Origin of the sequence: Lacinutrix mariniflava (genome assembly GCF_001418015.1) — a bacterium.
Lineage (GTDB): Bacteria > Bacteroidota > Bacteroidia > Flavobacteriales > Flavobacteriaceae > Lacinutrix > Lacinutrix mariniflava.
On sequence record NZ_LIQG01000031.1, the window covers coordinates 36,685 to 61,147 of the forward strand.

The 24,463-nt window shown below is 32.7% G+C and carries 21 protein-coding genes; 13 read left to right on the forward strand and 8 right to left on the reverse strand.

Translation table 11 applies throughout. From position 1 onward, the window contains the following. Nucleotides 1-27 precede the first annotated feature (27 nt). The gene (locus ASC44_RS15875; RefSeq protein WP_055448609.1) at nt 28-717 is read left to right on the forward strand and encodes a Crp/Fnr family transcriptional regulator; all 690 of its coding nucleotides are present in this window, start codon (nt 28-30) and stop codon (nt 715-717) included. Between the two features lie 18 nt (nt 718-735). Here ASC44_RS15875 and ASC44_RS15880 read toward each other — a convergent pair whose 3' ends face one another. Beyond that, complete coding sequence (locus ASC44_RS15880; protein ID WP_055448610.1) at nt 736-1,563, reverse strand: universal stress protein; 828 nt, start codon at nt 1,561-1,563, stop codon at nt 736-738. A gap of 122 nt (nt 1,564-1,685) precedes the next feature. On the opposite strand from ASC44_RS15880, the gene ASC44_RS15885 reads away from it, so the two are divergent. After that, the gene (locus tag ASC44_RS15885; protein WP_055448611.1) at nt 1,686-1,886 is read left to right on the forward strand and encodes a hypothetical protein; all 201 of its coding nucleotides are present in this window, start codon (nt 1,686-1,688) and stop codon (nt 1,884-1,886) included. A 145-nt stretch (nt 1,887-2,031) separates the two neighbouring features. On the opposite strand, the gene ASC44_RS15890 is transcribed toward ASC44_RS15885, so the two are convergent. The 7 genes from ASC44_RS15890 to ASC44_RS15920 all read right to left on the reverse strand — a co-directional run bounded on the left by ASC44_RS15890 (nt 2,032) and on the right by ASC44_RS15920 (nt 5,872). Then, on the reverse strand, nt 2,032-2,487 hold the full coding sequence (locus ASC44_RS15890) for a pyridoxamine 5'-phosphate oxidase family protein (protein ID WP_055448612.1): 456 nt from the start codon (nt 2,485-2,487) through the stop codon (nt 2,032-2,034). Between the two features lie 81 nt (nt 2,488-2,568). Further along, nucleotides 2,569-2,874: a chaperone modulator CbpM gene (locus tag ASC44_RS15895; RefSeq protein ID WP_055448613.1), complete on the reverse strand. Its 306-nt coding sequence runs from the start codon at nt 2,872-2,874 to the stop codon at nt 2,569-2,571. Then, on the reverse strand, nt 2,871-3,761 hold the full coding sequence (locus ASC44_RS15900; RefSeq protein ID WP_055448614.1) for a DnaJ C-terminal domain-containing protein: 891 nt from the start codon (nt 3,759-3,761) through the stop codon (nt 2,871-2,873). Before ASC44_RS15900 ends, ASC44_RS15895 begins: the two co-directional genes overlap by 4 nt. 54 nt (nt 3,762-3,815) lie before the next feature. Continuing rightward, on the reverse strand, nt 3,816-4,037 hold the full coding sequence (locus ASC44_RS15905) for a hypothetical protein (RefSeq protein WP_055448615.1): 222 nt from the start codon (nt 4,035-4,037) through the stop codon (nt 3,816-3,818). A 142-nt stretch (nt 4,038-4,179) separates the two neighbouring features. After that, entirely contained in the window at nt 4,180-4,479 is a 300-nt protein-coding gene (gene trxA, locus ASC44_RS15910) for a thioredoxin (RefSeq protein ID WP_055448616.1), read from the reverse strand. Nucleotides 4,480-4,553: 74 nt separating this feature from the next. Continuing rightward, nucleotides 4,554-5,429: a DUF3298 domain-containing protein gene (locus tag ASC44_RS15915; RefSeq protein WP_152973355.1), complete on the reverse strand. Its 876-nt coding sequence runs from the start codon at nt 5,427-5,429 to the stop codon at nt 4,554-4,556. Nucleotides 5,430-5,443: 14 nt separating this feature from the next. Further along, nucleotides 5,444-5,872, reverse strand: coding sequence for a hypothetical protein (locus ASC44_RS15920; RefSeq protein ID WP_055448618.1), 429 nt, complete (start codon nt 5,870-5,872; stop codon nt 5,444-5,446). Between the two features lie 103 nt (nt 5,873-5,975). On the opposite strand from ASC44_RS15920, the gene ASC44_RS15925 reads away from it, so the two are divergent. The 11 genes from ASC44_RS15925 to ASC44_RS15975 form a co-directional block, all read left to right on the forward strand. Beyond that, entirely contained in the window at nt 5,976-7,487 is a 1,512-nt protein-coding gene (locus ASC44_RS15925; RefSeq protein ID WP_055448619.1) for a sensor histidine kinase, read from the forward strand. Nucleotides 7,488-7,491: 4 nt separating this feature from the next. Continuing rightward, entirely contained in the window at nt 7,492-8,547 is a 1,056-nt protein-coding gene (locus ASC44_RS15930) for a response regulator (RefSeq protein ID WP_055448620.1), read from the forward strand. Between the two features lie 94 nt (nt 8,548-8,641). Continuing rightward, entirely contained in the window at nt 8,642-8,869 is a 228-nt protein-coding gene (locus ASC44_RS15935) for a universal stress protein (protein WP_152973356.1), read from the forward strand. A gap of 2 nt (nt 8,870-8,871) precedes the next feature. Next, complete coding sequence (locus tag ASC44_RS15940) at nt 8,872-9,477, forward strand: universal stress protein (RefSeq protein WP_161805032.1); 606 nt, start codon at nt 8,872-8,874, stop codon at nt 9,475-9,477. 85 nt (nt 9,478-9,562) lie between these two features. Continuing rightward, nucleotides 9,563-10,411: a universal stress protein gene (locus ASC44_RS15945; RefSeq protein ID WP_055448623.1), complete on the forward strand. Its 849-nt coding sequence runs from the start codon at nt 9,563-9,565 to the stop codon at nt 10,409-10,411. Nucleotides 10,412-10,428: 17 nt separating this feature from the next. Then, nucleotides 10,429-11,286: a universal stress protein gene (locus tag ASC44_RS15950; RefSeq protein WP_055448624.1), complete on the forward strand. Its 858-nt coding sequence runs from the start codon at nt 10,429-10,431 to the stop codon at nt 11,284-11,286. A 186-nt stretch (nt 11,287-11,472) separates the two neighbouring features. Further along, nucleotides 11,473-11,916, forward strand: coding sequence for a hypothetical protein (locus ASC44_RS15955; RefSeq protein WP_055448625.1), 444 nt, complete (start codon nt 11,473-11,475; stop codon nt 11,914-11,916). Nucleotides 11,917-11,923: 7 nt separating this feature from the next. Further along, on the forward strand, nt 11,924-12,562 hold the full coding sequence (locus tag ASC44_RS15960; RefSeq protein ID WP_152973357.1) for a hypothetical protein: 639 nt from the start codon (nt 11,924-11,926) through the stop codon (nt 12,560-12,562). 622 nt (nt 12,563-13,184) lie between these two features. Continuing rightward, nucleotides 13,185-14,561, forward strand: a complete 1,377-nt coding sequence (locus ASC44_RS15965; protein WP_055448627.1) for a sugar porter family MFS transporter — start codon at nt 13,185-13,187, stop codon at nt 14,559-14,561. Nucleotides 14,562-15,281: 720 nt separating this feature from the next. Then, complete coding sequence (locus ASC44_RS15970; protein WP_055448628.1) at nt 15,282-23,297, forward strand: DUF7507 domain-containing protein; 8,016 nt, start codon at nt 15,282-15,284, stop codon at nt 23,295-23,297. Between the two features lie 119 nt (nt 23,298-23,416). Beyond that, a partial coding sequence (locus ASC44_RS15975; RefSeq protein WP_420835946.1) for a DUF7507 domain-containing protein occupies nt 23,417-24,463 on the forward strand: 1,047 nt, incomplete at its 3' end.

Here is a 24,463-nt window from a genome sequence, read left to right on the forward strand (position 1 = left end):
TCTTTATCTCTATAAAATTGAGATAGAATGCATGGTCGTTGCGAGAATTGTATAATACGAGAATTAAACTCACTTAGAGCTTTAAAAAAGGACGAGTTAAAACGAATTTCGGAAAGTAAGGTGTCTAAAACCATTAAAAAAGGTGAAGTTATTTTTGCTGAAGGAGAGAAGTTAAACGGTGTTTTTTGTGTGCGTAATGGTGTTTCTAAATTGTCGAAAATGAGCGACAATGGTAAAGACCAAATAGTAAAAATTGCAGCACGTGGTGAGATTTTGGGTCAGCGTTCTGTAATTACAGACGAGACTACTAATTTAAGTGCCGTTGCCCTTAACGATATGGAAGTTTGTTATATTCCTAAACAGCACCTTCAAGATAGTTTAAACAGTAATGTTGAATTTACTAAGGCTGTTTTATTACACATTGCAGGAGATTTAAAATTTGCAGATAATGTAATTGTGAATATGGCACAGAAAACGGTAAAACAGCGCGTTGCGGAAACTGTAAAATATCTTGAAGATAATTTTGGAACAGACTGCGATGGTTTTATAGCCGTAACACTAAATAGAGAGGATATTGCTAATATTGTAGGTACTGCTAAAGAAGCGTGTATTAGAACATTATCTTTATTTAAAAAAGAGAAAATGATCTTTACAGAAGGGAAACGTATTAAAATTGAAGATAAAAAAGCCCTCTATCGTTTAATAGAAGGCTTCTAATTTTTATAATATTCGTTATTATATTTTTACTGTAAGCACAGGGAGTTTAGAGTGGTTTACAATATCTTCACTTATACTTCCAGAGAAAAAATGTGCTAATCCTTTTCTGCCATGAGTAGGAATACCAATGATATCTGCATTTATTCTTTTTGCATAATTAAAGACTCCTTTTTCTACAGAATAATCTGAATATATTGCAATATCTTCAGGTAGAGTAGTATCGTCGTCACTAAGGTGTACTAAGAAATTAGTAATACGTTCTTCTATTTCTGTAGTACTTAAATAAGCTTCAGTTGGAAGGTTAACATAAAGTAGTTTTACTTCAATACCTAATGACTTAAAGATTGTAGTTACTCTGTTAAAAACGTCTAGACTTTCTAATTTATAATCGGAAGCAAAAACGGCTTTAGAGGCTGTAAATGTATTAGAATCTTTAATTACTAATACAGGAACAGAAGCTGTTCTAACCACTTTTTCTGTATTAGAACCTACAAATACCTCGCTTAAGCCACTACTTCCGTGAGAGCCCATAACAATAAGATCTGCATTGTGTTCTATTGCTACCTCGTCTATTTCACTAAAAACCTTATAGTTTTTTACCGTTTGATGTATGGTTATACCCTCTAAATAATCTTTATCTAAAAATTCAACAAAACGTTTTTGTGTAAGTTTTAATAAGAAGAGACCTTCCATAGAATCTTCTTCTTTAGTTATTACAGCATCACTAAGACCCAACATGTGTACAGCAACAATTTCTGCATCTTGTTTTTTAGCAATTTCTGCCGCAACTTTTAAAGCGTTTTCTGAATATTTTGAGAAATCTACGGGAACTAGTATTTTTTTCATTGTTTTAGTGTTTAAATTAATTATTAGTCAAAGTTAAGCCTAGAATTTATTGTCTAAGATGACAAAAGTCATCGTTTGATATTTATTTTTAATTTACGTTTACGCATTGAAATTAGAATTAAATGAAAGCTATCGTTATATCCAAAAAGTCAAAAGATGATTCTTCTATTAAAAACTGTATTGCCAGTACCAAAGGAGTTTCTAACTTAGTTGTAGATACATTAAACCATAAGTTTACTTTCGAATTTTCTACGCATAATGTAATAGAAGGTTTGCGAGAAAATTTGGTTGCTTTTGGTTTCGCTATTGAGTTTATTTATTAAAAGAAGTATATTTTATATTTTAAAAAAAATAGAATATTCAACCATTACAATGGGTTGTTAAATCTAGTTTTAGCTTCAATGCATAATTCTGCACGACCCTCTATTTTAGTTTTATAATAGTACGATTTTGTTTTAATAAAAGGTGTTAAAACTTTCTCATTCTGCCACTAATTTCTTCAACAGTTATAGTAAAAACACTAGGGATATTATCATTAAATATCTTACTAGAAAACTGACTAATGAAATCTAAATCGCGATTTTCAGTTTTTAGAATAATATCTTTTACTCCTAAAGAAAATTGGTGGAGCATTGCTTTGGCTTCACTACCAAAATGTAAATTAAAAGTACCTCTAACCAATATGGATTTCCAATTGTTAACAGAGTCTATATCTGTAATACAAATAGAAGCAGCATTGTGTTTGCGTAATGCATTTAGTTTATGTCCATCTGAAGAGTAGCAAATAATATTATTACTTTCTTGGTTATAGAAATAGGTGATTGGTACTACAAATGGCTCATTATTGTATATGTATGCTAAATAGCCAATATAATTTCTCTTTAAAATGATTTCTTTTTCTTTTGTATCCAATGTCTTGATCATAATTCTATTTATTAAGATGATTATTTAAAATTAAGAACAATTAGAAAGCTATAAAATGATAAAAATCAGTTGTCTAAATTATTATTTGCCTGACAGTTCTTTGTGAGTCTTTAATTGGTTTTTTAATTGAATATTTTCTAACTGAAGAATTTCGATTTGATTCAATAAATTAAAAATCACATCGATACCTTCAATATTTATTTCTAGATCATAATGCAAACGTATTATTTTTTCAACATCTCGGATTTGCGTTTTTTGTATGTAAATACCGTTATCTAAAGTTTGTATTTCTATAAGCTGATAATCGTATAATGTATCTAAAAAAGATTGCGGTATTTTATAGTAACTACAAAGGTTTTTTATGGAGATTAAATCTTGTGTTTTCATATTTTACGTAGTTTTTGCAATGTTTTAATTAGCTCTTTTTCTTCGTCTGTAAGTTGTTTTGGTATTTTGAGCGTGTACGTAATGTATAAGTCTCCAAAGGCGTTATCCGTTTTGTATTTTGGAAATCCTTTGCCTTTTAGTTTTACTTTTGTTTCGTTTTCAGTTTCGGGTTTTACAGTTAATTTTACTTTACCATTAAAGGTATCTACCATAATCTCACCACCTAAAAGCGCTGTGTATAAATCTAAATCTACTTGCGTGTAAAGGTTGTCTTTATTACGTTTAAATTTAGTATGATTTTGAATATGAAACTTAATATATAAATCACCATTTGGCCCGCCATTTACGCCTTTACTGCCATAACCATTAATTCTAATTTTTTCACCATTTTCTACACCAGCGGGAATAGTAATTCTTATGTTTTTACCATTTACGGTTAAGGTGCGCTTGTGCGTGGTATATACCTCTTTTAGTTCTAATGTTAATTCGGCATTAAAATCTTGACCTCTAAATTGTGCTTGTCTACCTTGAGATTGAAAACCACCGCCTCCAAACATGTTTTCAAAAAAATCTGAATAATCACCTTCAAATTGAGGACCTTGTGTTCTTTGCTGAGACCTATTGTGTTGCTGTTGCTTCTTTGCATTTTCAAAAGCATCTGCATGTTGCCAATCTTTTCCGTGTTCGTCGTATTTCTTACGATTTTCTGGATGGCTTAAAACCTCGTTTGCTTCATTAATTTCTTTAAACTTTTTTTCAGCATCTTTATCATCTGGGTTTAAATCTGGATGGTATTTTCGAGCCAATTTTCTATAGGCTTTTTTTATGTCCTTTTCGTTTGCACTCTTGGTAATGCCTAATATTTTGTAGTAGTCTATAAACTCCATGGAATATTTGTATCTTATTTAATAAATCATGAGATAAACATGTAATTAATGTGTTTACTCTTTTTGTTCTTTATGAGTAGTCTTGTAATGATCGGCTATTTGTTTTAAATTCTCTAAGTAGTCCTGCATTGTTTTTAAATCAATTTCGGGATTATTACCTTCTGGAATCGTCATAGGTAATTCGTCTAAGTTTAAATAAACTTCGGGAAAGTTTATTTCGATATAGGAAGTCTCTTTAGTTATCTCTATAATTATGTCTTCTATAGGTGTATTCATCTTTACTTTTATTTAACTAAATAAAATCAATGCCTTTTTAGGTTTTGATTTTATCTACTCTAATGTGAATAAATGTAATGGCTTCTTTTTTTGTATAATATTAATTGTTGTTTTTATATAGTTTTTTTATTGATTTCGGTAATTACTTATGCGTATTAATAACATTTATAATGTCATTTTTTTGTAACACTCCAGATTCTCTCCATACTTGTTGATTATTCTTAAAAAGCAATAATGTTGGTACACCTCTAACATTATATTTTGAGGCTAATGTTTGGTTTTTATCGACATCAATTTTTACAATTTTAACATCATCTCCTAAGGCTTCTTTTACTTGTTTTAAAATAGGAGCTAAGGTTTTACAAGGCCCACACCATTCGGCAAAAAAATCTACTAAAACTGGTGTATTAGAATCTATAATTGTATTAAAACTATTTTTCATAACTTCTTCGTTGTATTATTTTTCTAATAGCAAGAGTGCTATTATTCCAGGTATAATTTACGAATAATTTTAATTTAAAATACTAATGGATTTAATTCGTATTTCTTTATAACAGCTATTAAGTTTACCAATGGTATTTTTATGGAGTAACTACCTGTGTAAGATGGGCACATAACACAATCGTCGAAATAATATTCTATATAAGTTTCATTTAAAACAAAGTTGTTTTTACTTTTAGAGAAGTCATCAATAGAGAGTTCCCAGCAATCATAATACAGTTCTCCTTTTCCAATTTTATTGTTAATTTCTTCATTTAATAGTGTTGTGAATTCTTCTTCTGTACCTTCTAAAAAAAAGTCTTCATAAGTCATGAAAACACCACGATTTAAATCAAAATTCATGCAGTCAAAAGAATAGCTAGGGTGAAGTGTACCGGAATAAAAATTTTCTTTATAAAAAACGACACTTACTAAAGCGTCGTTAACGTTATAGACTTTGTAGTTTATTAAACGATGTTCTTTAAAAGTCTTTAAAGCTATACTATCACAAAGTAATTTGTTTTCTAAGATATCTGCTTCTGTTCCTGTAATATCCAAGTAATAGTCGTTTATATATTCATTAAAATTTACATATCTGGCATTAAGTTTCTCGTTAAGTTGTGGGTAGGTAAAGTCTATAGTATAATCTGTTTTCTCTTTTAAATATTTTTTTTCAATAATTAACGCTTCAAGTTCTTGTTTTTTATCTTTTTTATTGATGAGTTTTTTCTGTTTTAATTCTATAGAAATCGATTTGTTTTCTTTAATATCGATATCTGTAGTTTCTATAGAATCAATTTTTTCTAGAGGTGATTCTATATTTTCATTAACTCTTTTTATTGGTTCTGCTTTGGTATCCATTTTGCAACTAAAGAGAAGAGTAAATACTAATATAATTGTGAGGTATTTCATGTAAATATGTTTAATTAATTCAATTTATTTTTAAGCTCTATTTCTTTTAAGAGTATTTTGAGCTTGGCAAGCATAATAAGTTCGCTTTTGTTTTTAGATGCGTATGCACTTGCAATAGATTCTGCTGTTTTAAAAATAAGAGTTATTTTTTCGTTTGTAAAAAAATCAGGATTCTTTACAGCATAGTCACAAAAATTTTCAAAACAAGCTTGAGCATCGGTATTTTCATAGTCAAACCAATTAAATACAAATTCCATTTGGTAACCTACCGACTCGTCATAATAATCCTTTACATCTTCATAAACTTTCCACTCATTCATTACCATTTTAAGTAGTGCCTCATACTCATCGGCTTTTACCGTTTTATCCGAAGCAGCTATAGCGTAAAACAATTCACCAAGACTTTGATAAAAGATTATATCTGGTTTTTTTACTTTCGTCATTTTAAAACAATTTAGTTTACTACCGTAAATATAATTGTTGTTTATTGATGTAGAAATGACATTTGTCAGTATTCAACAATTTTCAAATTCATTACCTTTGGATATGGATATTTTTAAAAAGACGAGTAATGTTTTTAAAATACTTTCTGAAGCCATTTCAGAAGGTATTGTTGTAGTAAATAGTAAACAGGTTATTGTTGCTACCAATAGGTTTTCAGATGGTTTGTTTGATTATGAAGAAGATGAACTTATAGGTCAACCATTAGAAGTCTTAATCCCTAAAAAATACCATCATAATCATCCGAAGTACGTAGATTCTTTTATGGAGAATAGTGGGAAACGTAAAATGGGACATGGTAGAGATTTATACGGACTAAGAAAAGATGGCTCTACATTTCCAGTAGAAGTTGGTTTGAATCCTTTCTCTATTTATGATAATGACTACGTAATGGCTCTAGTAATTGATATTACAGTGCGTAAAAAAGCAGAAGAAGAGCTAAAACATTGGGCTAATATTTTTAATGAATCTTTAAATGAAATTTTCATATTCGATGCTGTAACATTAAAGTTTTTAAATGTAAATGCGGGCGCTTTAAGTAATCTAGGATATAGTCTTGAAGAGTTAAGGGAGATGACACCTATAGATATTAAACCAAATTATAATAAAGAACAATTTGTTAGTGCTATTAAGCCTTTGTTGCAAGGTTATAAAAAGAAAATAAAATTTAATACTGTTCATCAAAGAAAGGATGGTAGTGAATATCCTGTAGAGGTACATTTGCAATATTCGCGTTATGGAGGAGGTGATACTTTAGTGGCGATAATAATTGATATTACAGAACGTGCTAATTATACCGAAAAATTAGAAAAAACAGTAGAATTGCGTACGTTGCAATTAAAAGAGGCACTACATAAAGAAAAGGAGCTCAATGAGCTTAAAACTAAGTTTCTATCTTTAGTGTCTCACGAGTTTAAAACACCTTTAAGTGCTATTATGACGTCTTCTGCGTTAATTGGTAAGTATGCCAAAGATGAACAACAAGATAAGCGCCAAAGACATGTAAATACAATTCAAAATAAGGTTAAATATCTTAATAATATTATTAACGATTTTTTATCTATAGAGCGACTTGAAAGTGGTAAAATAAATTATAAATATTCGCAATTCTCATTAAGCAAGGTCGTTAATGAAGTTATTTACGATGCTAATATGTTGTTGAAAGAAGGGCAAATTATAGTTTATCCAGAAGATATCGATGACATTGTTATAGATTTCGATGAGAAAATACTTGAGCTTATGCTCAATAATTTAATAAATAATGCGATTAAATATTCTCCAGAACATTCAAAAATAGAAGTTAAGGCTTGGGTTGATAAAGAAGTGATTAAAATTAAAATTATCGACTCTGGAATTGGTGTTCCAGAAAAAGAACAAAAATATTTATTTAATAGATATTTTAGAGCAGAGAATGCTGTGTTGTTACAAGGCACAGGTATTGGTTTAAATATAGTAAAAAGCCACTTAGAAAATCTTGGAGGTACTATTACCTTTACTAGTAAAGAAAATATAGGAAGTACTTTTACGGTAACCATTCCTGTAAAAATTATAAAGTAAAATTATGCAAACGATATTATTAATTGAGGATGATTTGGCATTACGTGAAAATACAGCAGAGCTTTTAGAGCTCTCAAATTATAACGTTATAATGGCTGCAAATGGTGCAATAGGAATTGAGAAGGCTAAACAACATCTTCCAGATTTAATAGTCTGTGATATTATGATGCCAGAAACAGATGGTTACGGAGTGTTAAATGCTGTATCAACTCACGAGAAAACTATGCACATTCCATTTATATTTTTGTCTGCTATTACAGAGCATAAAGGTATAAGAAAAGGAATGGATTTAGGTGCAGACGATTATCTTACTAAGCCTTTTGAAGAAGAAGAATTGTTAAGTGCTATTGAGAGTCGATTAGCGAAATCGCAAATACTATTTAAAATGGTTTCTGAAAAGCCAGAAATTTCTAAAGTAGATAGTGAAGAGAATTTAATGAGTCTCAACGAGCTCAAGAATTTTTTTGATGATAATGGAACAGTAGAAAGCTATTTAAAAGGAGAAAGTGTTTATAAAGAAGGTGAGCACTCAAACAAGGTCTATTTAATTATAAAAGGAGTTATAAAAAGTCATAGAATAGACGAGAGCGGAAAAGAATTAATTACCGCACTGCATAAGGCAGATGATTTTCTTGGTTTTACATCGTTTTTAGATAATGTGCCATATCAAGAATCGGCTACTGCTGTAGAAGATGTAGCGTTAACAGGTATTTCTAAACTAGTTTTAAAGGACGTTCTTGGTAAAAGTCAAAATGTGTCTATAGAACTTATGAATGTTTTAACCGAAAATATATCGGAAATTAAAGCGCAATTACTGCAAATGGCATACAGTTCTGTTAGAAAAAAAACGGCACAAACAATCCTTCAGTTCGCTAAAGTTTTAAATAAAAAACCAGAAGAGGCTATTAAAATCTCACGATACGATTTAGCAAGTGTTGCCGGAATAGCAACAGAAAGTTTAATACGTACACTTTCAGGATTTAAAAAAGATAAACTCATTGAAATAGAAGGCAGGAATATTAAAATTATTGATCTAGAAGCATTGGAAAATGTAGAGTAATAAGAGGTTTACTGATATTTATCATTATTTGTTTTAAAAGTGAGTAATACTTTTGTTACACCATGTTCCTAAATATGTGGTAAAAGTATTAGTAATGAAGAAAATTTTAATTCCAACAGATTTTTCAGAAAATGCATGGAATGCTACGCAATTTGCGTTAGCTTTTTTTAGAAACTATGACGTTAACTTTGTGTTGGCACATATAGAACACCCGGACATATTACCATCGGCATTCGAGACTTTAAGTAGTTACATAACAGGTGAGATGTTACCAACCAGCCAGGTTTATCAAGCGTTAGAAAATAATAAAAAAAAATGTTAGAGATGTCTTCATTAAAAGACTCTAATATTATAATAGATCATTTAGAAACCAGTTTTAATGAGGGCTTAAAAGAGCTAATAAATACTCATGATATAGATTTAATTATCATGGGAACCCAAGGTTTTTCAGCAGATAAAAGTAAAATTATTGGCACGCATGCGCAGTCTGTAATTACTAAGGTTAAATGCCCTGTTTTAGTAATACCGGAAAATGCTAGATTTTCTGTTCCTGTAAATATTGCATTTCCAACAGATTATAATTCCATTTATAAAAGTAAAGTTTTAGACACGCTAACAGCAATTACCAACCTACATAATTCTAGTATAAAAGTTATTAGAATTGTAAACCCGAAAGTAGCTTTAACACAGACTCAATTTAAGAACAGAAGCTACTTAAAGGACTATTTTAAGGCTACCAATAGTAGTTTTCACAGAGTCAATCATTTAAATTTTCAAGAAGGTTTGCAGGAGTTTATAGATTCTATGCATGTAGATATGGTTGCTATTATAGCCAAGAATCTTAATTTTTTCGAGATGCTTCTCTTTAAGCCATCTGTTGTTAAGATGAGTTATCATACTAAGATTCCATTTTTGGTTCTACATGAATAACACTTTAATTTACTGATATATATCATTTTAATTATCAAGTATCTGTTATAGCTTTGAGTATGTTAATTCTTACTTCTAAACCAATATGAAAAAGATACTTATTTCTACAGACTTTTCGGAAACAGCAACAAATGCAATTAAATATGCTTTAGAGTTATTTAAATACGATAAAAGTGACATTACTATAATCCATGCTTTTGCAGATGAAGTTTATGAGAATACAACTGAAATGTCCAGAGATTATTTTGAAGAATACAAGGATGAAATTCAAGGAAATGTAAACAATAAATTACAAAAAGTAATTTTAGAAATACTTGAAATTTCACCTAATCCACGACATGTGTACAACAGTCAATCAAAATTTGGAAGCATCGTAGATGTTATTAATGATTATGTGGATAGTGAAAACGTGGATGCCGTTGTTATGGGTACAAAAGGCAAAACAGACAATCCTAAAATAACCTTTGGTAGTAATACTGTAAAGGTAATTAAATATGTACAATGTCCTGTATTGGTGGTTCCGGCAACATATCACGATATGCATCCTAAACATATATTATTTCCAACAGATTATATGCTTCCTTTTAAGCGTAGAGAACTTAAACTATTAAGTAGTTTGGCAATGCGTTATGTTTCTACAATACAGATGGTGTATGTGTCTAAAACTAAACATTTATCGCATAGGCAGCTCGATAATCAAATGTTTTTAGATTCTGCTTTCGATAATAATAAGTTTAAATTTTTGCAAATAGAAGCAGACAATATTACAGAAACTATTAATAATACCATTCAAGATCAAAATATAGACTTACTGGTTATGGTAAACCAAAGGCACTCGTACCTTGAAGACTTACTTTACAATTCTACAATAGATAAAATAGGTCTAGAGATTAAAATTCCATTCCTGGTGCTTCAAAATTTACGCAGAGAATAACTTCAAATACTAAAAATATGAAACGTATTTTATTACCAACAGATTTTTCGGATAACGCCTACAATGCTATTTCATACGCAGTACAGTTTTATAAAAATGTAGAATGTAATTTTTTTATTCTTCACACATATACACCATCAATTGTAAGTTCTGGAAATATGTTAGATACTTATACTGCATTGAAAATTTACGAAATTGAAAAAGAAACTGCTAATTTAAAATTAAGAGCATTAGAAGCGTTAATTAATAAAGAATGGCCTAATAAAAAACATACATTTACTTCAATTTCGGCTTTTAACTTACTCATTCTAGAGATGACAGAAATTATAAGCGAGAAGACTATAGACACGGTAATAATGGGAACCAAAGGTGCATCTGGAGTAAAAGAAGTGTTTTTAGGATCGCAAACTATGTATGCTATTAAAAAATTAAAATGTCCAGTAATTGTTGTACCGTCTAATTTTAAGTATCAAACGCCAAAGAATATACTATTTCCAACAGACTATAAAGTAGAGAAATCTAATCGCTACTTAGAGCTTATTCGAGAGTTTTGCAAAGAGCACAATTCCAAATTACATTTTTTAAATGCCTATTATCATCTACCATTAGAAGAAAAGCAGAAACGGACAAAAGTGTTTTTAGATGCTTTTTTTATAGACAATGCTCACGAGTTTTATATAGGAGAAGATCAAGATTTAATTGAAGTAATTGAGGCTTTCGAAACAAATAATAAAATTAATTTTTTAGTCATGATTCACAACAAACATAGCTTTTTTGAGAACTTATTATTTACACCAATCATTAATAAAATGGTATATCATACTAGCGTGCCTTTTTTAGTTATTCCATCCGAAGAAAGAATGGTAAGCCTTTAGTTAATTGATATAATCAAAAATTAGGACGAGCAAATTATCAAAGTTTTTGTAAAAGATGAAGGTTTGTCAATCGAAAATATCATAACCTATTGTAATGCAAAGGAGCAGAGGAGGGCATTACTTCTGATGTTGTTAAGAGTAAAATATATTTATAAGTAATTATTAATTTTAAAAGAACATAAAATTATGAATACAGTACACACACATTTAAAATTCATCAAGTTTCATAGTCCAGAAGATCTCCATAAAGACACGCTTGCCTGTTTATCGCAGCTTCTTTTTAAAAGAGATGAATTAGATTTTTTAAATGAATTAATAAAGGAGTATACCTTAGATTTAATTTCAGAAAAAACTTTTGAAGAAGTTAAAGCTATTGCAACAGAGCTTGTTTTATTAGAGAAAGAATTAAAACCTTTACTTTTTAAAGTAGAGAATCATAAAAATAATCTGCAAACACTTTTAGATGCTGTTATTATGCCTAACGAATTACAAGATTATAAGGATGTGCACTATAAAATAATGTTTGAAACTATTGCTTTTAATACAGAATTTAAAACACTAAAAAAACAAATTTATGCCATAATTAAAAAGGTAATGAAAGCGAATAAAAGTAAACGATTATTAAATTAATATGAAGATGAATAAACTAATTACAACTGCATTTTTAATTATTATGTTTTGCTCTGGCTGCTCATCGAGTAGATTGGAAAATGAATATAAAAACCCAGAAACTTATACTTTTGAAGCTAATAAAGTGCTAGTAATTGGTATGACAGCAGATATTGAATTGCGAAGAGGTTTTGAAAAAAATGTAGCTGAAGCTTTAGAGAAAAATAATATGATAGGAGTTAAAAGTATCGATTTTTTCGAGACATCTTTTACTAATAGAAAGCAAACAATAGAAGAGTTAAATGCTTTAGAATCTCAATTATTAGAAGCTGGTTTCGAAGCGATAATATTAACTAAGGTAACAGGGCAAGAAACTAAAGTGGCTTTAATATCTATTTATGACGCTTTAGGAACAGGGCAACACAAAACATTCGATAATTACTATTATGGAAATCAAAAATTGTTTTACAAAGAGGATCAAGAGCAGTATACAATTTATTTTACAGAAACTACATTGTATTGTATTTGTCCTGGTAAAGCACGAGAATTATTATGGCAAGGTAATATAGAAGTAACCAAATCTCCTAAAAGCAAAAGAAACATAAAAGATTTTACTAAAACTTTAATTAAAAGTTTAAAAGAGAATAATCTACTTATAATGCAATAAATTTACGTTATTATTATTATTATTATCTATTTCAAATAAATAAAGGTAAGGTAGAATTGTAACTAATTTCGTTAGTTATAGAGCTATAAGGAAAGTCACTTTTTCATATCATTAAAAGTGAAATGATGTACTTCAAAAATTGCTTTTAAAAGATTTTTATACACGGTTTTAGTATCTGGATAATTAGGAAAATTAATTTTAAAAACGTTAAGTTTTACTCGAAAAAAACAGAAAGAAAATCTAGTAATTCACCAGATACTTTCATAACAAATATTTTTTATTATTTCATAACTTTTTTAGAAAGGGTGTTGCTAATAACTCTAAAAATAGCTGCATTTTAAAATATGAATTTTTAAGTGTAATAATTTTTATTTACTAATAAATGCTAGTCTTTTTTATGTTACGATAATTGCTATTATCTACTTTTATAGTATTAATATTTAAGAAAATTAGCTGTAATTATATTAGACAAGTAGTGCTTTTGTAGTAAATAACGAGTTGTAAAATTCTTCATGTCCAAAAAAAGCATAATTCTACCTAGACAAAAACCATACATAGTGTTTTATCCGTTTTTTTTTATTTTTTTAAGTCTATATTTAAATTCTAACTAAAAAATTATAAAATGAAAAAAAGTATTTTCTTACTTCTAGTTGCTGCTGTCTCTGCCTTAGGAGGTTTACTCTTTGGCTACGATACAGGCGTTATTAATGGAGCCCAATTCTACCTTACTCAACATTTTGATCTGAGTGATGCATTAAAAGGGTGGGTTGTAGGTAGTGCTCTTTTGGGATGTTTTGTTGGAGCTATTGTAGCAGGACCTTTAAGTATTAAAATAGGAAGAAAATGGTCGTTAATAATTTCTGCTATTCTATTTACATTTTCTGCTTACGGATCAGGGCTACCAGAACTATTCCCTCAATCGGTAAGTATGTTAGTCTTTTTTAGAATTTTGGGAGGATTGGGTATTGGTATAGCTTCAATGAATGCACCTATGTATATTGCCGAAATAGCGCCTTCTAATATTCGAGGTCGTATGGTAACTTACTACCAACTAGCTATTGTTATTGGCTTTTTTATAGTGTTTTTAGCAACGTATTATATTGGTAATAATTTAACTGTAGCGGAGAATATTGAGTTTGGATGGCGTCGTATGTTTTGGTCAGAATTAATACCTAGTGGATTATTTTTAATACTATTATTTTTTGTTCCAAAAAGCCCAAGGTGGCTAGCATTAAAAGGAAAGGATGAAGAGGCTTTAAAAGTCTTAAAACAAATTAATGAAGATGAGGTTGCCGAAAAAGAAATGATTCAAATAAAAAACTCTTTAAATAAAAAGAATGACGGTATTAAGGTTCGTTATTATTCAAAAGCTATTTTAGTTATTATCGCAATAGGCACAGTGCTTTCCATGTTGCAACAGTTTACTGGTATTAACGCCGTATTATACTATGGAGCAGATATCTTTGAGAAGGCATTAGGTTTTGGTAAGGAAGATGTTTTAGCACAGCAAATTCTGTTAGCATTTGTAAACTTAATATTTACTTTTGTAGCAATGTTTACTGTCGATAAATTTGGAAGAAAACCATTATTATATATTGGCTCTATAGGAATGATTGTTGGTTTTTTACTGTTAGGCGTTACATTGCAACAGCAAAACGTTGGCATGTTATCTTTAATAGGCGTACTTATATTTATCGCTTCTTTTGCATTATCAATGGGACCGGTAGTTTGGGTGTTATTATCAGAAATGTTTCCTAACAAAATAAGAAGCGTTGCCATGTCAGTAGCAGTTGCTGCACAATGGGCAGCAAATTATGTTGTTTCTCAATCTTTTCCAATGGTAATGGGAAGTGAGACTAATAATAGTGCTCCTTGGAATGGATCTTTACCTTATTTTATATTCATAACATTTATATTGGTAATCGTTTTTGTTACCTATAAATTTATACCAGAAACAAAAGGAAAATCTCTTGAAGAAATAGAAGGCTTCTGGAAATAAATAGAATACCAGTAAAATTAAAAAAAAATCACAGCGAGAGTTGTGATTTTTTTTGTTTTGCGACGAAGTATAATCGTAATAAATATTTAACCTTTTTATTATAGAATAATTTTTAATTAATTACAGGAATTAATTTTTTTAAGTTGAACTAATTAAAATAGGTTACCACTTTTGTTTAATTAAAGACTTTTAATAAAATTTTTTGTTAAATCATGGTTTTATTTCATAAAATAGCTTTATGGAATTATCATTAAGTGATATCAAAAATGAGTTTCAAATTAGTAAGTAGATTGTTAAAGTGGATCATATAGAAAAGTATTCTTAGGTTCTTAATTTAAGTTTTAGTTGTCATATTTAGAGCAGAGTATGGGTTTGTCGAATACTATGTGTAAAAAAAATTAAATATAGTAATGGAGTTTTTGTTATCTTTTATTGTCTTAAAGAAATATTAAATAGTACTTAACTATTATTATAATAACGGAAACATACTTAAGGGAATGTTGTTTCGTCGGCAAAAAAACACACATAATCGTATAATTTGAACTATTTTGTTTAATTTTGTTTTAAAATTAACATATTTAGTTAAATAAACTATTTTTGTTATATGTTAATATTTTAACATTTCAAGCCAAGCGATTTAATAATAAAATCTATTTTTTTTAACGTGATATCCAACGACTCCTAGGGTTTCGTTTTTATAATTAGAAAATCAATACCAATATGATAAAAAAAACTACTCCTCTAAACCAGTTTTTTAAAGTTAGTTTATATCTAATTTTACTTTTTTTAAGCATTCAAAGTTATGCGCAAAATTGTATCGTTAATGCAGGTGTGCTTAATGAAACAGTTTGCCAAAATGATGTTGTTCTATTGTCAGGTAATAATCCGACACCAAGAATAGGAGACGTGAAATGGGCGCAGATTTCTGGACCTTCAGTAATAATAGATTCGCCAAATAGTTCGGTGTCAACAGTAACAGGAGTTGTTGGTGGTAACACTTATGTGTTTAGGTTTTCTGCTGTTTGTGGTGATGGTATTTCCACTTTTCAAGATAAAACAGTAATAGTAGAACCAATTACAATTTCAGATGCTGGTAGTGATATTATGTTTTGTCCAGACACGACAGGGAGTGTTGTTGTGACAGGTAATACACCTACAAATCCAGGAGAAACAGGAGTTTGGCAAATAACATCGGGATCTAATGATGCAGGTGTTACAATAGATTTTCCAAATTCGGCAACCACAACGCTTACTATGCCATCTACAAGTTGTGGTGTTACTACTATTGCGTGGATAATTAGAGGTGCTCCATATGCACCTGGACAATTTTGTGAATCCATTTCTGAGATAGATATTACCAATTACGGTGGAGTAGATCCTGTAGACGCAGGCTTTGATCAAACACTAGGTAATTGTTATACAACGACCTTGTCAACTAATTTAGATGCAACTTTTGGTGGTTGTCGTCTTAATGGTCAACAAGGAGAATGGAGTTTTGTAAGTGGTCCTTCTTCTCCATCATTTGCGGATATAGAAGATGCAGATACTACAGTTTCAGGTTTGATAGAAGGTGTTTATACCTTAAGATGGTCTGTTGTTGGACCTTGTTCAAATGCTTCAGATACCATGACTATTACCGTTCCTGCTGCTACGCAAGACATAACTCCGGTTGGTACAGGTAACCAAACTATTACGCTTTGTGATAATGGTGTGTCAGAATTAACTTTAGAAGGAGCAGTGCCAACATTTACAGGTGAAACTGTTTCTTGGAGTCAAACAGGTGGTACAGCGTTAGCACCAGGATCTATTCAAAATCCGAGTTCGCCATCAACGTTAGTGTCCAACTTAACTGCCGCTGGTGCACCTTATACATTTAGATATACAATAACAAATGCCAACACGCTTTGTAATTCGTCAAGAAATTATATCGTTAGATTTACGGGAGAGTCTAGAACCATAACCGCTAATGGAGGAGATGACTTAATTGGAGATTGTGGTATTACAAGTTTTTCTATCCCAATAGCAGTAACAGGTTCGGGATTTAATCAATATAAAATTGTTAGTGGTCCTGCAGGTTCAGCATTAGGACCTTTTCCAACGGGAAATAGTGGTGTTTCAGGGCTATTAAATATAGATTTAACGACACCTGGAAATTATGTTTTTGAATTTGTAAGAAGAATAGGAGGAGCACTACCAATAGGATGTACTGATGGTTTCGATACAATTGTTGTAACAAGCTCAGGAGCAGCAATACCTGCTAATAGTGGTACAAGTACTAACTTACCATGTGGTACAACAGAAGCTGACTTGCAAGGGAATCCAATTGTAGGAGGAACATCGGTTTGGAGTCAAATAAGCGGACCTAATACAGCTACAATTGCAAATGCATTCGATAATATAACTGTAGCTTCAGGTTTAATTCCTGGTTCTTATGTGTTTCAATATGAAACCGAAGGAGGAGGAGGTTCTTGTCCTAATTCAACATCAGAAGTAGAAGTAAATGTGTCTTCTAATACATTAACAACTTCTTCGTCTGGAATAGATCAAAATATATGTTATGATGCTCCTGCTTATATGGTAGGGAATACTCCAGCTGATGGAGAATTTGGTACTTGGACATTTGTTTCTGGTCCAGATACTATAACCTTTGTGGATCCAAATGATCCAAATACAATAGCTTCCGGCTTCAATACGCCGAGTCAAACTTATGTATTAGAATGGACTATCGATTATCTTAATCCTGGTCCTTCAGGTTGTGCAATGCCTTCTTCAGATTTGGTTAATGTTTTTACAGGTCCAGATCCAAGTCCAACAATAGCGAAAGCTGGGGCAGATTTATGTGTAACAGGATTGCCAGCGACATTCAATTTAGCAGGAAACATGCCTGTAGCATTAACAGAAACAGGTGCTTGGACAGTGAATCCAACTACTAATGTTACTATCACCAATAGCGCTGACCCAACAACGTCTGTTACAATAACTTCAGGAGATGCATATACATTTACATGGACAATAACGAATACAAGTGGTAGTTCGTGTGCGCCTACTTTTGATGAAGTACTTGTTATTGCTTCAAACGGATTAACCACAAATGCAGGTCCAGATCAATTATCCTTATGTGATACATCCGTAACTATGGATGCGGATGGTGCAAGTGGGTTAACTGGTACATGGACAAGAGCTTCAGGTCCAGGTGGTTTTGCAATTATGGATATTAACGACCCAGATACAGATGTCGACTTTACAATTTCTGGAACCTATGTTTTTAAATGGACTGTAGATGGTGGAGCTTGTCCTTCTACAAGTGATGAGGTTACTATAGAAATAGGCATACCTGTAACTACTGCAACAGCTGGTGCAAATCAAGAAATTTGTAACGATAATACTGTTGTTCTTAACGGAAGTGCTTTTAACTCAAACACCGAAATTGGAACGTGGTCAATATTGGCACCTGCACCAAGTAACCCGAATATATTAAGCCCAAGTAGTGCTACAACAACAGTTAATGGATTGGTTGCTGGTTTATATACTTTTAGATATACTATTACTGGTTTAAATAATCCACTTTGTCCAGCTTCATTTGATGATGTTACAGTAGAAATTTGGCCGGAAGCTTCTGCGAACTCCGGAGTTGATATTGAGCTGTGTGATGCAGAAAATGTACAGTTGATAGGTACAGAAAATACCACGGGTACTTGGACGCTTACTTCTCTTAATCCAGCAGGTGTTAATATTACATATGCAAATAGCCCTACAAATAATAGTGCTGTAGCAAATGCTACAGTAATTCCAGGAAATGTTTATGAATTTACTTATACTACCGATGATTACACATTCGCTTCTAGTAATATTTGTCCTGGTTCATCAGATTCCTTTACCGTAGATATTAGTAAAACACCAGTTGTAAAACCTGATGCAGGACCAGATCAAAAGTTATGTATAACAGAAACCATGGGTAATGCAACTATGGCAGGTAATATAGCTGTAGGAGTAGACGAAGCAAAATGGATTATTTCATTTGCACCTACAGGAAGTTCTGCTGTAGTGGATGCTCCTAATAGTCCAACAAGTAATATTTCTAATTTAACAGTGCCAGGTTTGTATGTATTACAATGGAATTTTGATACAGGTTCTTGTGATGATCTTTCAGATCCAGTACGTATTATTATGTACGAAGAGCCTAGCATGGCTAATGCAGGTCTGGACGATGATACTGCATGTCAATTAGATTATAAAACCAGCGCTGCTAATCCAACTGTAGGATTAGGAACTTGGTCTTTTGAAAATGCAGCAGACGATCCTTCTGGCGGAGCAGTTGTAATAGATAGTCCAAATAACCCAGTAACATCTTTATCTAATATAACCACACTTGGTACTTACGTTTTAACTTGGACGGTCGCTAATGGACCTTTTGTTGATCCATCACAATGTAAGCCTTCTGTGGATAAGGTGTCTGTGACTTTTAATGACGTACCACCATCTGAAGCAGATGCAGGTATCGATCAGGTGCTTTGTGATGTAACTACTACAAACCTTGAAGCAGTACCAACAACTTCTGGTGTTGGTGCATGGACACAAACTTCTGGGAACTCAGCAACAATAACATCTCCTAGTAATCCTAATACATTAATAATAGGTTTAACAGTTGGTGTTCATGAATTTACATGGACAACAACGACAGCTAATAATGATGGTTGTAGTTTTACAGACACAATGACGGTAGAGGTTTTAGCGCAACCTAATGTCGTAAATGCAGGATTAGATCAGTGTATAGAAGATTTTTCACCATTAAGTTTGAGTGCAACACCAGCATCTTCTGGTACAGGTACTTGGAGCCAGGTTTCAGGACCTACAGCTGCCAATATAATTAATGTTAATGATCCTAATACAAGTGTAACTGGAACTTCAGTTGGAGTTTATGTTTTCGAATGGTCAGTATCTAATGGGTTATGTAGAACAGAAGTAGATACGGTATCTATAGAAATTAAATCTATAGCAGATCTAGAATTAACAAAAACAGTTGCGCCTTCTTCAGTTAATGTTGGGGATTTGGTAACATTTACAATTTCAATTTTTAATAATAATGCGGAGGTTACTAATTCAGATGCATCTGGAGTAGATGTAGAAGATGTTTTACCTATCGGTTATACACTTGTTGGAGGAACCGTTTCCAATGGAGGAAGCTACGATTTAGGAACCCAAACTATAACATGGACAGATCTAGGGATTTTAAATGGAGCGACATTAAATTTAACCTTTAATGCAACCGTAAATGCTGCAGGACCTTATATTAATTTTGCTCAAATAACAGGGAGTGATAATTTTGACCCAGATAGTGATCCTACAACGGATGAAACAATAGATGACAACAGTGATGGAGTAGCAGATGATGACGAAGATACTGCTACAATTAGTATTCAATCGGCAGATTTGTCTATTGAAAAAACAGTACTTCCTATAGGAGCTAGTGTTGGAGATTCCGTGACTTTTAAAATAGAAATCACAAATATTGGTCCAGATATAGCTACAAATGTAGAAGTAGTAGATCAGTTACCTAGTGGTTTTACATATCAAAGTGATGATATTCCAGGAGCATATAACCCTACTACAGGAGTTTGGACTGTAGGCAATGTAGGAACCGTTACACCAGTTGCATTAAATATTATGGCGCTAGTAAATACGCCTAATGGTGTCGCTAATGAATATTTAAATACAACTCAAATTACTTCTAGTGATCAATACGATCCAGATAGTGATCCAGCAAATGATGATGGAAATCAAAGTGAAGATGATGAAGATAGAGCAGAATTTGTCCCAGCACAAGCAGATTTAAGTATTGTAAAGAATGTGAATAATAGTGTTCCAGATGAAGGAGAAACTGTAATATTTACATTGACAGTTAGTAATGCGGGACCAGATATAGCAACAAATGTAGGAGTCGAAGACATTTTGCCTTCAGGTTTTACCTTAACAGCTGTAAATAATGGAGGTACGCAAATGGTTAATACTGCAAGTTGGTCAGGCTTAACAATAGCAGCAAATGGGGCACAAATATTAACTTATGAAGCTACGGTGGAAACACCTACAGGAGTCAAGGGAGAGTATACTAATGCAGTCCAGATTATAGCTAGTGATCAGTACGATGGAGATAGCGATCCAGCAACAGATAATACGGTAGATGAGAATGGTGATTTTGATGGGGATGATGATGATGAAGATACTCTAACAATAACACCTGCTCCACCAGCACCAATAAGCTCAGGAGATATCACCGAATGTGCTTTATCTCCAGTGCAAACATTAGATGCTTCAACAGCGATTACACCGTTGTCAGGTATTAATATAAATTGGTATGATGCAGCTACAGTAGGTAATTTAGTTTCAAGCCCTACATTAAATACGGTAGGTACGATTACTTATTATGCAGAAGCTGAAAATGATGCGGGTAATTCCAGTTCAACACGAACAGCAGTAGTTTTAACTATAAATGCAGGACCAAATAATATATCGAATCAAACAGAAGCAGTTTGTTCCGACGAAGCTTTAGATTATGATTTATCTGTTTTATCACCAGGCAGTACATTTACTTATACAGTTGCTTCATCAGATGCTGCAAATGTGCCAGCAGGAGCAGATAGAACCGTTGGAAGTGCAGCAAACATTACAGATACATATAATAATACTACAGCAAACGCAGTAACTATTACCTATACAGTAACACCAGAAGGAGCAACGCCAAACAGTTGTGTTGGTACACCATTTGAAGTAGTAGTTACAGTAAATCCAGAACCAGTAGTTTCTACAGCATTAAACACAACAGTTTGTAGTGCAGAATCTATAGGTGTAACCTTAGAGGTTTTACCAACAAGTGCAGCAGCAGTTAATTGGGAACTAGTAAGTGTAACACCAAGTGCGGGATTAGTAGCAGGCGGAAGTAATGCTACAGTAGGAACAGGATTACCAAGTAATGCAATAGCAAACGATACGTATACCAATGCAACAGGCGGATCATTAACGGTAGCTTATGTAGTTACACCAACCGGATTAGCAAGTTGTGAAGGTGATTCAGTAACAATTACAGTAACAGTAGATCCAACACCGGAAGTAAGTGCAGGATCAGATGAATCTATTTGTGCCGATGGCGGAAGTTTCGATTTAAGTACAGCTACAACAGTAGCAACATCAACATCAGGAACTATAGTATGGTCAACCAGTGGGGATGGAACGTTTGATGATGCATCAGCCGAAACACCTATTTATACATTAGGAACAGCAGATCAATCAGCTTCAGTAGTTCAATTAACAAAAACTGTTACTGGAGTTGGAAGTTGTACAACATCAGTTTCTGATGTTATGAATTTAACGATTGATGCTTTACCAATGCCAGTAATAACTGCTCCAACTTATGTTTGTGTTGGAGAAGGAGCTTTAGATTTAACTACAATAGTAACTCCAGATTTCACAACAGGAGGACCAACAACAGATATTACTATTAATGGTGTATCTAATACATCTTTTGATCCAGCAGTTTTAGCAGCAGGAACATATACTATAGAATATACTTTTGAAGATGCAACGACAGGTTGTGTAAATTCAACAACAGCTGAAATTATAGTTTGCGATCCTTCTTTCGAATTAGTAAAAACTAGTGCTTATAGTGATACCAACGGAGACGGAGTTGTAAGTCCAGGTGATGCTATTAACTACACATTCGTAGTAACTAACACAGGTAACGTAACCGTAACTAGTATTGATGTCACGGATAGTAATTTAACACCAAATTTAGTTGGTACAATTGCAAGCTTAGCACCAATGTCAAATCAGACCTTAAGTGCAAGTTATACGATTACGCAAGCAGATGTTAATGCAGGACAGGTTATCAATACCGCTGTAGCTGAAGGAGAAGATCCAAACGGAAATACCGTAAGTGATGATTCCGATTCAGGAAATCCAGCAGATGATACCGGAGCAGGCGATGATGATACCGTAACACCATTACCATTAAGTGCAGCGTTGACATTAACAAAGAGTTCAACATTAAACTTAGCTACAAATACAATTAGCTACACTTATACTGTTGAGAACACAGGAAACACTACAGTAAACGATATTACAGTAGTAGAAACTACATTCTCAGGAACAGGAACAACGCCAACACCAGTATATACAGGAGGTGGTTTTGATTTAGATGGTCAAGCAGATGCTTTTGATGCTAATCCAGGAAATATATTACAGTTTACAGTAACGTACAGCTTAACACAAGCAGATATTGATGCAGGAATAGTAACTAATGAAGCAGTAACCAACGGAACTGATCCAAGTGGAGCGGCAGTAACAGATGCATCAGATTCAGGAAATGCAGCCGATGATACAGGTGCAAATAACGATCCAACAGCAACACCAATCCTAGCAACACCAGCATTAACCTTAGTAAAAACAAGTACTTATGTTGATAATGCACCAACAGGATTAGATGTAAATGATCAAATCGATTATGTATATACAGTAGAAAATACAGGAAACGTAACAGTAAACGATGTAACAGTTGGTGAAACAACCTTTACAGGAACAGGAACAACACCAAGTCCATTATATAGTATGGGAGGTGCAGATCTTGATGGCGATGCGGATGCTTTTGATGCTATCCCAGGTGATATTATTACGTTCACAGCAAGTTATATGTTAACGCGTAGACTGCAGATATCAATGCAGGAACGATTAGTAATGAAGTTTTAGCCAGTGGAACAGACGCTAGCGGAACACCAGTAACGCGTAGACTGGATTCAGGAAACGCAGCCGATGATACAGGAGCAGATAATGATCCAACAACAAGTCCATTACCAACGGCAAGTAGTATTGCATTAACTAAAGGCGTAAGTCCTTTAACCGATACTAATGGCGATGGTATATTAGGCGCAGGAGATCAAGTAACGTATACTTTCACAGTAGAAAACACAGGAAGTACAACGATTAATAATGTAGACTCGGTAACGGATGCAACTATCGGATTAAGTAATGCAGTGGTTAGTCCATCAACATTACAACAAACCGAAACAGGAACAATAACATCAATATACACGATTACACAAGCCGATGTTAATGCAGGAAATGTAGAAAATACAGCAACTGTAAATGGAACAGATCCAAACGGAACAGCAGTAACAGATACATCAGATAGTACGAATCCAAATGATGACGAAGGTCAACCAGGAAACAGTGATGCCGATGCAGATGATACTAATGATCCAACGAACTTACCAATCTTATCAACACCAGAATTAACATTAGTAAAAACAAGTTCATATGTAGATACCAACGGAGACGGCGTTGTAAGTCCAGGCGATCAAATCAACTACACATTCGTAGTCACTAACACAGGTAACGTAACAGTAACAAGTATTGATGTCACGGATAGTAATTTAACACCAACATTAGTTGGAACAATTGCAAGTTTAGCACCAATGGCAAATCAGACCTTAAGTGCAAGTTACACGATCACACAAGCCGATGTTAACGCAGGCGAAGTTATTAATACAGCTGTAGCGGAAGGAGAAGATCCAAACGGAAACACAGTAAGTGACGATTCAGATTCTGGAAATCCAGCGGATGATACAGGTAACGATGATGATGATACAGTAACGCCATTACCATCTAGTTCGGAATTAACGCTTATAAAGAGTTCATCATTAGACTTAGCAACAAACACAATTACCTATACTTATACTGTTGAGAACACAGGAAACACTACCGTAAATGATATTACAGTAGCGGAAACGACGTTCTCAGGAACAGGTACAACGCCAACACCAATGTATACTGGAGGTGGTTTTGATTTAGACGGACAAGCTGATAATTTTGATGCCAATCCAGGAGATGTATTACAATTCAGTGCAGTCTACATG